Source organism: Acidimicrobiales bacterium (assembly GCA_035533595.1).
Lineage (GTDB): Bacteria > Actinomycetota > Acidimicrobiia > Acidimicrobiales > Bog-793 > DATLTN01.
The window spans coordinates 1-12,778 of sequence record DATLTN010000023.1 but is presented as its reverse complement, the minus strand read 5'-3'; the positions used below and the strand labels follow the sequence as shown (position 1 = coordinate 12,778).

The following is a 12,778-nucleotide window of genomic DNA, read 5'->3' as shown; positions in this document are numbered from 1 at the left end:
GGCACTACAGAGGCTTCGGTGTCTGACCGGGACCGACGAGGCAATTGTGCGCTTCAGATCGGACCGGAGCAACGGCCCGTCGCGGCGCACAATCTTCGCTCGGCACGGCGAGCCCCAAAGAGGCTCTGCGTTGCTGACCTGCGCCGTTTAGTGGGCCGCCTGGGTCTCGAACCCAGCACCTTGGGATTAAAAGTCCCCTGCTCTACCCGATGAGCTAGCGGCCCCGGTGCGGGCACTCGGCGGGCAGAGATTGCGCTGACCATCGGCCACCCTCTGCCAAGCACAGCCGCGTCCGTGTCGACATTTGAGCACGCTGGGGAACTCGCGGTGCGCGAGGCGGCGCGGCGCCCGTCGTCACGGGCTGACGGGCTGGCCCTCGCCCCGCTCGACGGCGCCAGCGCCGACGGGCCCCCGTCGCCCTGCGGCGGGCAATGCGAGTGGCGACGCGGCGAGGACGATCCACGCCAGCTCGATGCCGAGGAAGATCCGTTCGACGAGACCACCGGGCGCATGGTGGCGGCCCAAGGTCTTGCCGAGCACGAGGAGGCTCACGACCCCGAGGCTCGACAGGGTGAGGAGCACCCCCGAGAGCGACTGGTAACGGGGCTCGGAGCGGAGTGCGGTCGAGAGCAGCACGGTGCCGATCGCGACCGCGACGAACGCGACGAAGGCGAGCACGACGTGGATCCTCCCGCTGCCGTGCAGGGGCTGTCCCTCGGGGTCGTCGGCGAACAAGGCGAGCAGCCCCGAGCACAGCGCCCACAGCGTGAGCAGGAAGAGGCCGCGCTTCAGTGCGATGGCACCGAACGCGAGCCGGAGGGCTCCGACCAAGGCGAGGGTCAGCGCGCAACGGAGGAGGAAGTTCAGGTCCATCACCCAGAAGAAGGGCCCCCGTCCGTAGTCGCTCTCGGCGTTGTACAGCAGGCTGTCGTGGGGCCGCAGGAAGGCGAGCAGGACGTCGACCGCGACGTAGAGCGCGACCGCCGCCACGCAGCAGCGCGCGAGCGCCGAGGCACGGCTCGAGGCGAGCAACGGCGTTTCCTGCCGGTCGGTCATCGAGGATCCCTCTGTCCCTGTGGACTTGAGTTGCTCCCCCCAAGGTTACGCAACTAGGTTGCCTAACTGTACCATCCGCCCCTGATGCCGTCACCAGCCCGCTCCACCTACCGCTTCGGCGACGTGCTCGCGCGCGCCCGGCAGAGTTGGGTGAACGAGATGGCGCTGCGCCTCGCGGGGCGCGGCTACCCCGACTACCGGCGCAGCGACGCGGCGGTGATGCGCCTCCTCCACCAACGGCCGCTCGCCATCGGGGAGCTCGGTACGGCGCTCGGGGTGACCCGCCAGGCGGCGCGCAAGGTCGTCTCGGCGCTCGAGGCCCGCGGCCTCGCGACCACCGAGCGCGACCCCGACGACGGCCGCCAGTCCAACGTCACCTTGACAAGCCGCGGCCGGCGCTATGCGACGGCGGTGGTCGAGGTGATCGACGAGCTGAACGACGAGGTCGCGGGGCGGTTGACCCCGGAGCAGCTCGCTGCGGCCGACGCGGCACTACGCGCCGCGATCTTCGACGCCGACCTGCGCTCCCTCGCCGACCGCTTCACCCCGCCGCCCGAGGCGTGAGTCGATCGGCCCGCTCGCCCGCTCGTCTGGGATCATCGAGTGTCGACGCGCGAGGGCGACCGCCGCTCGGTGGCGCGTCCCAGAGAGCGAGGATCTGTGGCGGAGGGCGCGCAGTACCCGGACCTGCACGGCAAGGTCGCCGTGGTCACCGGGGGATCGAAGGGCATCGGCGCCGCGACGTGCCGTCAGCTCGCGGCCAACGGTGCCGCGGTAGCGGTCGTGGCCCGCGACGAGGGGTCGATCAACGTGCTCGTCGACGAGCTGAACAAGGGCGGCACCGCGGCCGGGTACTCTGCCGACGTCACCGACGGTGCCGCCCTCGAGCGGTTGGCCGAGCAGGTCGAGAGCGACCTCGGTGCGGTCGACCTGCTGATGGCCTTCGCGGGAGGCTTCTCCGCCCCGACGCCCTTTCTCGAGCTCAGCGAGGACGACTTCCGTGCGGTGCTCGACTGGAACCTCACCTCGACCTTCCTCACCTTGAAGACCTTCCTCCCGGCGATGGTGGAGCGCCGCCGGGGCGCCGTCGTCACGATGTCCTCGTGCACCGGCCGCCTCCTCGACCGTACAATCACCGCCTCGTACGCGGCCGCGAAGGCCGGCATCGGGATGCTCACCCAGCACGTCGCGAAGGAGATGGCCCCGCACGGGGTGCGCGTCAACTGCATCGCTCCGGGGACGACCCTCACCGAGCGCCTCGAGGCGACGATGAGTCCCGAGCGACGGGTCTCGGTCGAGTCGATCACCCCCCTCGGAAGACTTGGCGCGCCAGAGGACTCCGCTGCGGCCGCGCTCTACCTCGCCTCGGAGAGCGCCTCGTGGATCACCGGCGTCACCCTCGACGTCACCGGCGGCAGGGTGATGCTGTGAGGGGTGCTAGGGCGCGGCCCGGTCGCGCTTCGTAGGCTCGGGGCCGTGCCGCTTTACTGCCGGCGAGAGGGGGACCCCCGTGGATGTTCGCGAGTACCTACGTGAGGAGCTGTTCGAGGAGGGCGCTCACGGCTACATGACCGAGGCGGAGCTCGAGCGCCGCCTCGCGCTCTTCGAGGGGCGCGCCGCGAGCGCCGCCGGCGGCGTGCGCGCCCAGGCCCGTACGGGTGAGGAGGGGACGACGGTCCCCGAGAGCGACCCGGCGATCACGATCGAGCGGCGGATCGTCGAGGCCGAGCCAGACGACGTCGAGGCCTACATCGCCCGCCCGACCGGCGCCTCCAAGGCTCCCGGGATCCTGGTGATCCACGAGAACCGCGGCCTCACCCCGCACATCCGCGACGTCGCCCGCCGCCTCGCGAAGCTCGGCTTCGTCGCTCTGGCGCCCGATCTCCTGACGCCGAAGGGCGGTGCCGACTCCTTCGACGACCCCGCGGCGGCGATCGCCGCGCTCGGCGAGCTCGACCGCGGCGCGATGGTCGACGAGCTGCTCGCCTGCCTCGAGGAGCTGAGCGCCCTCCCCGAGGTCGACCCCTCCCGCGTCGGCGTGACGGGCTTCTGCTTCGGCGGCGGGATGGCCTGGCGGGTGGCGACCAAGGCACCGCAGCTGCGGGCCGCGGTGCCCTTCTACGGGTCGATCCCGCCGCTCGAGGACGTCCCCGGCATCGGCGCCGCGGTGCTCGCCATCTACGGGGGCCTCGACGAGCGGATCAACGCCGGCATCGCCGACATCGAGGGGGCGATGGCCGCCAACGGCAAGTCCTTCGAGAAGGAGATCTACGAGGGCGCCGAGCACGCCTTCCACAACGACACCAACCCCGATCGCTACCACCCCGAGGCGGCCGCGGCCGCCTGGGCGCGGACGGCGGCGTTCTTCGCCGAGCACCTGGCCTGACGGCGCTCAGAGACCGGCGGCGGCTCCGCCCTCGACGGCTCCCCCGGCTTCGCCGAGCGACTCGGGCGGCAGCGCCGCGACCTCGTCGGCGGCGCTTCGAGCGCGTGAACGGCCACCGGTTCCGAGGAACGAGCCGAGGAGGATGAGCGGGAAGCCGAGGGCGATCCCGAGGGAGAAACGCTCGTGGAGGAGCGCGATCCCGAGCACGACGGCGACCGCGGGGTTGACGTAGGTGATCACCGTCGCCCGTGAGGGACCGACCTCGGCGATGAGCGAGAAGAAGATCACGAACGCGAGCGCCGTGCAGACGACGATCAGCACTGCCAACGCGCCGAGCTCCTCGGCGTGCAGGTGCGCGGGGAGGTGGGTGAGGCCGACCGGCGCGTAGACGATCGCCGTGAGCAGCAGCGAGGCGGTGACCACCCCGCTCGCCGGGACCTCCTTCAGGTAACGGGAGACGACGTAGGGGCCGACGGCATAGCCGACCGCGACCACGCCGATCTCGCCGAAGGCGATGAGGTTCGACCCGTGGACGTCGGCGCCGACGAGGATCCCGACTCCGGCCAGGCCGACGGCGAGGCCGAGCAGCCTCCCCGCGCCGAGCGGCCCCTCGTGGTTGGTGAGGCGCGACAGGAGCACCGCGACGAGCGGCACCGAGGCGATCAGCAGGCCGGCGAGCGAGCTCGAGATGCGCTGCTCGGAGCGGAAGAGCAGCAGCCAAGGGATGCCGAGCTCGGCGAAGGTGTAGACGAGGACCGCCCGCCAGTGGGCCAACAGGGCGCGCAGCGTCTCGCGCCGCAACAGCAGCGGAAGGAGGATCAAGCCGCCCGGGGCCGTCCGCAGGAAGACGAGCGTCGGCGGGGCGACCTCGCGCACGGCGACGCGGATGAGCAGGTAGGGAATGCCCCAGATCACGCCCATCGTGGCGAACAGGAGCCAGCCGCGTCGGGACATCGCCCGACGCTAACAATGACGGCTCGCGGCGCTCGCCTTCGCCGCCGGGCCCGGCGGCGACTCGCCGGGCTCAGTGGGCGGTCGCCGGCTCCTCGAGGTCGCTGCCCGGGAAGATGACCTTCTCGTAGAGGGCGAACTTCGTGACCCACAGCACGATGCTGATCGCCAGGTAGCCGAGGCCGATGAAGGGGAGGTGGAGCGAGCCGATGGGCGCGTGGCGGGCGACCGCGTCGGTCGCCACGCTCGTCACGAGGATCGCCGCCAGCGAGGTGCTCCAGTAGAGGAAGACCTGTCGGCCGACGCGGGCGCGGTCCGCCTCACGCCAGATCCAGTAGCGGCTGAGGAGATAGGAGGGCAGCGTCCCCGCGAGGTTGGCAGCGACAGCCGCGAGGGCGGCGTTCACCCTCACCTCGACGAGCACGAGCAGCGTGGCCTCGCTGATCGCCAGGCAGACGAGTGAGGTCGCGCCGTAGCGGAGGAGGCGGGCGAGGTTGGCCTGCACCTTGGCGACGAGGCTCGCGAGGGCGCTCTCGAGCTCGAGCGCGGCACCGCCTCCAGGGCTGAGCAGCTCGGCCGTCACGATCTCGGTCGGCATGCTCACCACGTCGTCGTCAAACACGATGGGAGCCTGCCCCGAAATTCTGTGGAGAGCCTGATGTAAATGCGATGAGTGTGTGAGGTCTGCGAGGTAAATGCCGAATTCTCGGTCCTCCACAGGGCTTTCTGCGGCGTGCCGGCCCTGGGCTAGCGGGGATCTTCCGCGTCGAAGTCGAAGACGCCGATGCTGGAGCGCTGCTCGCGCGCCGCGGCGAGCTCGCGCACCGGCGCCTCGCGCCGCTCGCGGGCATCGGTGCGATGGCTTGTGACGAGCTGTGAGCGTTCCTCGCTCTGGTCCTCGGCGAAGTCGAGGCGGTGCACCGGCATCGTCCGCTGGAGGTCGTCACCGAGCAGTCGCACGGCGGGGCTGATCCGCGGCTCGTCGGAGACCACGGTGCCCTCGCGCGGCGCCCTCGGCGCCGGCGCGAGCACCTCTGACGCGTCGTCGCGACTGAGCGCCTCGAGCACCGCCTCGGCGCTCGCCCGACCTTCCTCTGGCGCGGCCCGCCGGGGAGCGGCCGCCGCGTCGACCTCGCTCACGGTGGCCTCGATGAGGGTCTTGATCCGGTTCAGCTCGCCGATCGCGAGCGTCCGCTGCTCCTGTAGGTAGGTCATCTGGGAGACGGTGCGAGAGCGCTCCTGCTCGATCCGCTCGAGGTAGGCGCGGCGCCGACGTCCGATCTCCTCCTCGGCGGCCTCCGCCTTGCGACGCGCCGCGGCGACGATCTCCTCGGCCTCGGAGCTGGCGCGTCCCTTCAGCTCGTTCGTCTCCTGCTCGACGGTCTGACGGATCGCGTACGCGCCGTCCCACGCCTCCTGGAGGATGCGCTGCACCCGCTCACCGAGGGTGTCGAGCGGCTGCGGCTGCTGGGTGCGCTCCTCGCTCTCGAGGACGGCCACCCGCCGGTGGAGCTCACGGAGCTGTCCGACGGCCGCCGCGAGGCGCCGCTCGGCCTCCGAGGCGCGCGTCAGCGCCTCGTCGAGGCGCCGCCGCTGGTCGGCGACGTAGCGGTCGACCTGATCGGGGTCGTAGCCACGGCGGTACGCGCCGAAGATCGGCGTCGCTTCGTGGAGTTCGTCCGGCGCACTGTTCTCGTCCATCGCCTCCCCTTACCGGCGCCGCGGCGCCTGTGTGCGTCGTGCCCGTCCCTCGCGCTTGGCGGTGCGGGCGGGACACCCGAGACGCGGCTGATGGTAATGAGCAGGGAGTGAAAAACCGTGGATACCCTCCGCTCGCGCGCCCTTCGCGTCGCGTGCCGGAGGGCGCCCCGGCGGTGCGCCGGTACGATGCACCATCTCGGTGGGTGGCCGAAGCCTGCCCGTGGCGACCGAGCGAGGAGCCCCGTGACCGACAGCAACATCGCCCTCATCGATCCCGCGGTCATCGAGCGCACCCTCGGCGAGGCGCTCCGCCACGGCGGCGAGTTCGCCGAGGTCTTCGCGGAAGAGCGTCAGTCGACTGGCATCTCGCTCGACGACGGACGCATCGAGGAACTCTCCTCGGGGAGGGACCGGGGAGCCGGGATCCGCGTCGTCGTCGGAGAGACGACCGGCTTCGCGCATACCGGCGACCTCTCCGAGCGGGGCCTGCTCGCCGCGGCCGAGGCTGCCGCCGCGGTGGCGCGCCGCGGTGGCGGGGGTGTGCGCGAGGTGCCGATCGAGGGTCGGCACGTGCCCTCGCCGAACACCGTCTCGATCTATCCGGAGACGGTCGCAAAGGCCGACAAGGTGGAGATCCTGCGCCGCGCCGACGAGGCGGCGCGCGCCGCCGGCTCTTCGATCGTCCAGGTCTCGGCGGGCTACGGGGACGGCCGCCGGCGCTTCGTGGTGGCCAACTCCGAGGGCCTGCTGTCGAGCGACGACCAGGTGCGCACCCGGCTGTTCGTGATGTGCGTCGCCTCCGGGGACGCGGGGCTGCAGACGGGCTACGAGAGCGAGGCGCACACGGTCGGCTTCGAGTTCTTCGACCGCGTCTCGGTCGAGTCGACCGCCGAGAAGGCGGCGCAGCGTGCGCTCGGAAAGCTGAACGCCCGACCCGCTCCCTCTGGGGTCGTGCCCGTCGTGATCAAGAGCGGCACGGGCGGCATCTTGTTCCACGAGGCGTGCGGGCACGGCCTCGAGGCCGACCACATCCTGAAGGACGCCTCGGCCTACGCCGGGAGGCGCGGCGACCTCGTGGCGAGCCCGCTCGTCACCCTCGTCGACGACGGCACCGTCCCCGACGAGTGGGGGAGCGCGGCGATCGACGACGAGGGCCGCCCCTCCCAGCGCAACGTCCTCATCGAGAACGGTGTCCTCACCGACTACATGTGGGACTACCTGCGGGCGCGCAAGGAGGGTCGCGCCTCCTCCGGCAACGGACGTCGCCAGAGCTACCAGCACCTGCCGATGGTGCGGATGACGAACACCTATCTGCTCGCCGGCACCGAGGATCCCGAGGAGATCGTCGCCCAGACCCCGAGCGGCGTCTACGTCGCGCAGCTCGGCGGCGGGCAGGTGAACACCGCGACAGGCGACTTCGTGTTCGGGATGACGGAGGCCTATCTCATCGAGGGAGGGCGCATCACCGAGCCGCTGCGTGACGCGAACCTCATCGGCAACGGCCCGGACGTCCTCGCGAAGATCGACGCCGTCGGCGACGACTTCGGGATGTGCCCGGGGACCTGCGGCAAGGACGGTCAGTCGGTCCCTGTCGGCTGCGGACAGCCGACGCTGCGGGTCACCGGCGTGACGATCGGGGGCACCGCCGATGCCTGAGCTGCTCGCGCTCGCCGAGCGCATCGCCGCCGAGGCCAAGGGCGGCGAGCAGATCGAGGCCTTCGTCGCCTGGAGCCGGGAGACCGACGTCCGCGTTTACGAGCGGGACATCGAGTCGCTGTCGAGCGCCGAGTCGGCGGGCGTGGGGATACGGGTCGTGCAGGGCGGCCGCCAGGGCTTCTCCTACGTCGGGGACCTCGATGAGGGGCGCGCCCGTGAGGCCCTCGCGGAGGCACGGGACAACGCCTCGTTCGCCACCCCCGACGAGAACGTCGGCCTCGCCGAGCCGGACGGCGTCGCCCCGCCCGTCCTCGAGCTGTGGCGCGGTGCGCTCGTCGACCACCCGACGGCGGACAAGATCGCCGCCGCGCTCGAGCTCGAGCGCCTCGTCCTCGCCGAGGACCCGCGGGTCCGCAAGGTCGTGAGCACGGACTGGGGGGACGGCCTCGCCGAGACGGCGATCGCCACCTCGACCGGGCTCTCGGCGACCAGTCGGGACACCGGCTGCTACCTCGCGGTGGAGGCGGTGGCCGGCGAGGGCGACGACACCCAGACGGGCTCGAGCTACACCGTCGGACGCGACCAGCACGAGCTCGACGCCGCCGCGGCGGCGACCGACGCGGTGCGCCGCGCCGTGCGCCTCCTCGGCGCCCGCAAGCCGCAGAGCGCCCGCCTCGCCGTCGTGCTCGATCGCCGCGTCACGGCGACCCTGCTCGCGGTGCTCGCCTCGACCCTGTCCGGTGAGGAGGTGGCCAAGGGGCGCTCGCTGTTCGCCAACCGTCTCGGCGAGGAGGTGGCGATCCCCGCGGTCACCCTCGTCGACGACCCGACCGACCCCGACGCCTACGGGGCCTCGATGGTCGACGCCGAGGGGCTGGCCTGCCGGCGCACCCCCCTCATCGAAGGGGGCCGCCTGAGCGCCTTCCTCTATGACTCCTACTCGGCGCGCCTCGCCGGGGCGCGATCGACGGGCTCCGCGGTGCGCGCCGGCTTCAAATCGACGCCGGGTGTCGGCGCCCGCGCGCTCAGCCTCGTCCCGGGGGAACGGGATTTCGGAGCGATCCTCGCGACGGTGGGAAGCGGCCTGTTCGTGCAGAGCGTGAGCGGTGTGCACTCGGGTGTGAACCGGGTGAGCGGGGACTTCTCCGTCGGCGCCGAGGGGCTCCTCATCCGCGACGGGGCACTGGCAGAGCCGGTGCGGGAGATCACCATCGCCTCGACGATCCAGCGCATGCTGCAGCACATCTTGGAGATCGGGAGCGACGTGGAGCGCCTCCCCGGATCCGCGATGGGCGTCACGCTCGCGGTCGACGACCTCGCGATGAGCGGGGAATAGCCGCCCCTTACGGGGTGCCGGTCGTCCCGGTCGGGGCGGGGCTCGACGAGCTCGCCGGCGCCGCCGCTGCCGGGGAGGGGCTGTCGGTCTTGGTCTCGGTTCCTGAACCGGAGGTGCCCGACGCCGCAGCGGGGCTCTCCTTGGAGGCGCCGTCGCCCGAGGGCTCGCTGGCGGGCGAGCTCGCGCGGTTGCCCTTCGAGCGGTTGTCGGTCTTGTAGAAGCCGCTGCCCTTGAAGACGATGCCGACGGCGCCGAAGACCTTGCGGAGAGACCCACCGCAGTTCGGGCAGGTGGTGAGGGCGTCGTCCTTGAAGCTCTGGACCACTTCGAGGTGCTCGCCGCAGTCCCGGCAGCTGTATTCGTAAGTCGGCAAAGGGGGCTCCCGTTGGCACTCGGGCTTGGCGAGTGCCAACTATATCGCCCGCCCGCCGATCGCCTTCCGGGGCGGCGGCCGCCCCGCCGCATAGACTGGCGATGGTGTCAGAGCGCAACCTCATCCACCTCGACCCACTCGGCGGCACGCGCGTCACCGACGGCGCCCCGAGCGAGGTCACCCACCGCCGGGCACGCGCCCGTTGCAAGGTGACGATGCTCCCCGAGACCACGGCGACCGTGGCGAGCAACGCGATGTCCAAGGGCGACGTCCTCGGCGCGGCCCGCATCGCCGGGATCCAGGCGGCGAAGCGGACCTCGGACCTCATCCCCCTCTGCCACCCGCTCCTCGTCGGCAGCGTCTACGTGAACTTCACGATCGGCGACGACTTCGTCGAGGTCGAGACCCAGGTCGAGACCTTCGACCGCACTGGGGTCGAGATGGAGGCGCTCACCTCCTGCGCCGTCGCCGCCCTCACCGTCTACGACATGTGCAAGTCCGTCGACCGCACGATGACGATCGGCGAGCTGCGCCTGCTCGAGAAGACGGGCGGACGCTCCGGAGCCTGGCGCCGCGCTGACGACCTCGCCGTCGACAGCCTGATCTGAGGCCGTCGCGCCGCGCACCGCGCGCGCTGCATCTTGCTGATTTCCTCAGGGAAATCCACCGGTTCTCCGCAGGGGGATCCACCCCCCGCGAGCACTGAGCCACTACCGTCGAGACGATCGTCCTCTCCCGTCGGGCGCGAAAGGGGATCTTGACGACGTGATCGTTCTCGTCCTCGTGGTGATCTGGATCGTGGCACTCGCTCCCTTCGTGCTCCGCAAACTCTCCGAGCACCAACTCGCGACTTCGGTCACGCAGTTCCGCCGCCTCACGGGGATGTTCGGCCGTGCTCGCGCCGGCGTGGAGCGCGCCGTGGCCCCGCTGCAGCAGCAGGCGCTCAGCGCCGAGGAGGAGCGCCGGCTCCACCGCCAGCGGGCGCGCCTTCGGGCGCAGCGGCGGCGCCGCGTCTTCACCTGGCTCCTCGGCTTCGGCGGTTTCGCTCTCGTCTTCGGCGCGATCCCCGCGCTGCGCACCCTGTGGGACCTCGCGATCGTCGACGTGCTGCTGATCGCCGCCTACATCGGGTCACTCGCCTACTTCACGCACCTCGAGATGGCCGAGCGGGAGCGCCAGGCGATGCGCAACGTCTACCCGATCGCCCCGCTCCCCGACGAGGTGGCGCAGCTGGCTCCGCAGCGCGTCTACGCCACCGCCGGGGGACATGCGATGCCGGCTCCGATCGCGCTGCGCCCGGCCTTCCGGATCGTCGAGGCGCCGAACTAGCCGTTACTCGAGCAGGGCCAGGAACTCCGCCTCGCTCATCGGGCCGCGCTCCCCGCCCGACCAGGCGATCTCGTTGGAGAGGCGCTGCAGGAGGGCGTTCACCGGAGCGCCTCGACCCGTCTCGCGCGCGAGGCGCACGATCTCACCGTTCAGGTAGTCCGACTCGACGCTCCCGGTGCCGCGTTGCACGCTCTGCCAGGTGGAGGCGCCCTGACGCTCCTTGCCGGCGATCGGGCGGCTGTTCGTCGTCTCGGCGCGGCGGGCCTCCATCTCCTCACGCGGGAGGACGTCGACCCCCGCCCCCTCGAGGACCTCGACCCCCTCGGCACGCCCGAGCGTGGCGACCTCTCCGCCGCGTGCCCCGAGCCCGACGACGACCTGCGCTGCGTTGGAGAGGTTGTCGAGGAGCTTGGCGTACTTCCAGCGCAGGATGTCGGGAAGCGCCCGCGAGGCCCACTGCGCCGCCGAGAGCGCTTCAGCGAGCTCGCCGGCGAATTCGTCGCTCCCGGCCGGGTAGCGGCCGACCTCGCAGAGGCCGAGGGAGGGCCCGGAGGTCACGCTCACGAGGCCGGGCGAGAGGAAGGTCGCTGGGCTGATGACCATTGCTCCGTAGACGTGCGCGAAGCGGCGGAGGGCGGTGCGCTCGTTCTCCACTCCGTTCTGCATGCAGACGACGCGCACTGCGTCGGGGGCGACGCCGGCGAGCTCGCGAACCGCGGCCTCGGTGTCCTGGCTCTTCATCGCGAGCAGCACGACATCGCCCGGGGCGAAGCGGAGCTCGGCGGGATGCTCGACCACCGGAAGGGGGAGCGTCGTCCTCCCGTCGGGCGTCTCGAGAGTGAGGCCGCCCGCGCGGATCGCCTCCAGCTGGGTGCCACGGGCGATGAGGTTCACCTCGTGGCCGGCGATCGCAAGGGGGACGCCGAGCGCCCCGCCGATCGCGCCCGCGCCGTAGATGACAAATCGCACCGCAGCCTCCCTCGTAGAGCGAGTCATCATCGCATCGCCCGGCGTCGGCGAACGTGCGGCCGTGACGGGTGAGCCGGTGGCAGGGGTCGAGTAACCTGATGAGGCCGGATCGGCAGCCCATTGCAGGTGGGGCGCCCTCTGGGGGTGTAGCTCAGCTGGTAGAGCGCCACGTTCGCAACGTGGAAGTCGGCGGTTCGAGTCCGCTCACCTCCACTGCAAAGTCCCAGGTCAGAAGGCAGTTTTTCCGAGAGTGCCGATGGTCACGAGTGATGGGCATGACCTTATTTGACCTTATGTCCGGAATTGCGGTGCTGGGCATGGCTACCTCAGCGACCGCGCCACTGAGCCGGGGATCACTTCTCAGTTAGTCGTTGGTGTCTCGCGATCCGAAACCGGTCAACGCATGTGGGCGAAACAACCATGATTTGCACTGTGTTCGGGCCGACTCACCCAAGCTACGGACACGATCTGGTCGCCGCTGCGAAAGGGTTGGCGGCCGAGCGCTCCGCCCGGGCATTCACTCGGCACGTCGTGAATGAGCTGATACTGAACTTCGGAACGTGGCACTCATCACCCGCATCGAGCGATGATGGCGTGGCCGTAGCCGGGTCTGAGATCACGGACGAGTTGTTGCCGTGCCATGCAGTTTGTCATCCGACCGCCACCTCTCCCAGGCGCGATACTGAAGCGAGCACGGGAGCCCACCGCGGGCTGAGAGGGCGCAATCGCGCCGACCGTTGAACCTGATCCGGATCATGCCGGCGGAGGAAGCCAAATGACGAACACGAGCCGTTCGAAGACGTATGTCGCTGGCCCCAGCGACGACATCCGGGTGCCATTCACGGAGGTCCAGCTGGCTTCCGCAGACGGTACTCCCGCACCCGCCTGCCTTCACCTCTACGACACGAGCGGTCCCGGCAGCGATCCCAACGTCGGCCTACCGGCACTTCGCGAGCCGTGGATCGTCGAACGCAACGACGTCGTCGAGTACGAAGGTCGGCGCGCCGATCGCCGTGACGAT

The 12,778-nt window shown here is 71.0% G+C and carries 14 protein-coding genes, 2 tRNA genes and 1 riboswitch; of the genes, 9 read left to right on the top strand and 7 right to left on the bottom strand.

The window, feature by feature from the left end:
• Positions 1-151: 151 nt before the first annotated feature.
• Both VNF07_03875 and VNF07_03870 read right to left on the bottom strand, forming a co-directional pair.
• A tRNA-Lys gene (locus VNF07_03875) sits at positions 152-224 on the bottom strand.
• 130 nt (positions 225-354) lie between these two features.
• Complete coding sequence (locus VNF07_03870) at positions 355-1,056, bottom strand: DUF998 domain-containing protein (protein HVB05371.1); 702 nt, start codon at positions 1,054-1,056, stop codon at positions 355-357.
• Positions 1,057-1,140: 84 nt separating this feature from the next.
• Between VNF07_03870 and VNF07_03865 the strand changes: the two genes are divergently transcribed.
• The 3 genes from VNF07_03865 to VNF07_03855 all read left to right on the top strand — a co-directional run bounded on the left by VNF07_03865 (position 1,141) and on the right by VNF07_03855 (position 3,442).
• Positions 1,141-1,620, top strand: coding sequence for a MarR family transcriptional regulator (locus VNF07_03865; GenBank protein ID HVB05370.1), 480 nt, complete (start codon positions 1,141-1,143; stop codon positions 1,618-1,620).
• A gap of 96 nt (positions 1,621-1,716) precedes the next feature.
• Positions 1,717-2,487 carry an SDR family NAD(P)-dependent oxidoreductase gene (locus VNF07_03860; protein HVB05369.1) on the top strand — a complete coding sequence of 257 codons (771 nt, stop codon included), beginning with the start codon at positions 1,717-1,719 and terminating at the stop codon, positions 2,485-2,487.
• 79 nt (positions 2,488-2,566) lie between these two features.
• On the top strand, positions 2,567-3,442 hold the full coding sequence (locus VNF07_03855) for a dienelactone hydrolase family protein (GenBank protein ID HVB05368.1): 876 nt from the start codon (positions 2,567-2,569) through the stop codon (positions 3,440-3,442).
• Between the two features lie 6 nt (positions 3,443-3,448).
• Here the strand turns inward: VNF07_03855 and VNF07_03850 are convergent, their stop codons facing one another.
• From VNF07_03850 to VNF07_03840, 3 genes are all read right to left on the bottom strand, one after another.
• Positions 3,449-4,396 carry an EamA family transporter gene (locus VNF07_03850; protein ID HVB05367.1) on the bottom strand — a complete coding sequence of 316 codons (948 nt, stop codon included), beginning with the start codon at positions 4,394-4,396 and terminating at the stop codon, positions 3,449-3,451.
• A 70-nt stretch (positions 4,397-4,466) separates the two neighbouring features.
• Positions 4,467-5,015 carry a GtrA family protein gene (locus tag VNF07_03845; GenBank protein HVB05366.1) on the bottom strand — a complete coding sequence of 183 codons (549 nt, stop codon included), beginning with the start codon at positions 5,013-5,015 and terminating at the stop codon, positions 4,467-4,469.
• A 125-nt stretch (positions 5,016-5,140) separates the two neighbouring features.
• Positions 5,141-6,094: a hypothetical protein gene (locus VNF07_03840; GenBank protein HVB05365.1), complete on the bottom strand. Its 954-nt coding sequence runs from the start codon at positions 6,092-6,094 to the stop codon at positions 5,141-5,143.
• Between the two features lie 243 nt (positions 6,095-6,337).
• Between VNF07_03840 and VNF07_03835 the strand changes: the two genes are divergently transcribed.
• Both VNF07_03835 and VNF07_03830 read left to right on the top strand, forming a co-directional pair.
• A complete protein-coding gene (locus VNF07_03835) occupies positions 6,338-7,750 on the top strand; it encodes a TldD/PmbA family protein (protein HVB05364.1) in 1,413 nt (470 codons plus the stop codon).
• On the top strand, positions 7,743-9,086 hold the full coding sequence (locus VNF07_03830; GenBank protein HVB05363.1) for a TldD/PmbA family protein: 1,344 nt from the start codon (positions 7,743-7,745) through the stop codon (positions 9,084-9,086). Before VNF07_03835 ends, VNF07_03830 begins: the two co-directional genes overlap by 8 nt.
• 7 nt (positions 9,087-9,093) lie before the next feature.
• Here the strand turns inward: VNF07_03830 and VNF07_03825 are convergent, their stop codons facing one another.
• Positions 9,094-9,459 (bottom strand): FmdB family zinc ribbon protein, encoded by a 366-nt coding sequence (locus tag VNF07_03825; GenBank protein HVB05362.1) that lies wholly within the window; start codon positions 9,457-9,459, stop codon positions 9,094-9,096.
• A 104-nt stretch (positions 9,460-9,563) separates the two neighbouring features.
• Between VNF07_03825 and moaC the strand changes: the two genes are divergently transcribed.
• Both moaC and VNF07_03815 read left to right on the top strand, forming a co-directional pair.
• Positions 9,564-10,067: a cyclic pyranopterin monophosphate synthase MoaC gene (gene moaC, locus VNF07_03820; protein ID HVB05361.1), complete on the top strand. Its 504-nt coding sequence runs from the start codon at positions 9,564-9,566 to the stop codon at positions 10,065-10,067.
• Positions 10,068-10,224: 157 nt separating this feature from the next.
• Entirely contained in the window at positions 10,225-10,788 is a 564-nt protein-coding gene (locus VNF07_03815) for a hypothetical protein (GenBank protein ID HVB05360.1), read from the top strand.
• A 3-nt stretch (positions 10,789-10,791) separates the two neighbouring features.
• Here VNF07_03815 and VNF07_03810 read toward each other — a convergent pair whose 3' ends face one another.
• Positions 10,792-11,757 (bottom strand): 2-dehydropantoate 2-reductase, encoded by a 966-nt coding sequence (locus VNF07_03810; GenBank protein ID HVB05359.1) that lies wholly within the window; start codon positions 11,755-11,757, stop codon positions 10,792-10,794.
• 140 nt (positions 11,758-11,897) lie between these two features.
• On the opposite strand from VNF07_03810, the gene VNF07_03805 reads away from it, so the two are divergent.
• Both VNF07_03805 and VNF07_03800 read left to right on the top strand, forming a co-directional pair.
• Positions 11,898-11,970 (top strand) — tRNA-Ala (locus VNF07_03805).
• 470 nt (positions 11,971-12,440) lie between these two features.
• Positions 12,441-12,544: riboswitch (TPP riboswitch) on the top strand.
• Positions 12,533-12,778 (top strand): hypothetical protein (locus VNF07_03800; GenBank protein HVB05358.1); only part of this gene is annotated, 246 nt, incomplete at its 3' end. It overlaps the preceding riboswitch by 12 nt.

What these genes read in the sequence shown, in the direction of transcription:
- VNF07_03870 (HVB05371.1), bottom strand. Translation starts at nt 1,056, where the DNA reads ATGACCGACCGGCAGGAAACGCCGTTGCTCGCCTCGAGCCGTGCCTCG.
- VNF07_03865 (HVB05370.1), top strand. Translation starts at nt 1,141, where the DNA reads ATGCCGTCACCAGCCCGCTCCACCTACCGCTTCGGCGACGTGCTCGCG.
- VNF07_03850 (HVB05367.1), bottom strand. Translation starts at nt 4,396, where the DNA reads ATGTCCCGACGCGGCTGGCTCCTGTTCGCCACGATGGGCGTGATCTGG.
- VNF07_03840 (HVB05365.1), bottom strand. Translation starts at nt 6,094, where the DNA reads ATGGACGAGAACAGTGCGCCGGACGAACTCCACGAAGCGACGCCGATC.
- VNF07_03830 (HVB05363.1), top strand. Translation starts at nt 7,743, where the DNA reads ATGCCTGAGCTGCTCGCGCTCGCCGAGCGCATCGCCGCCGAGGCCAAG.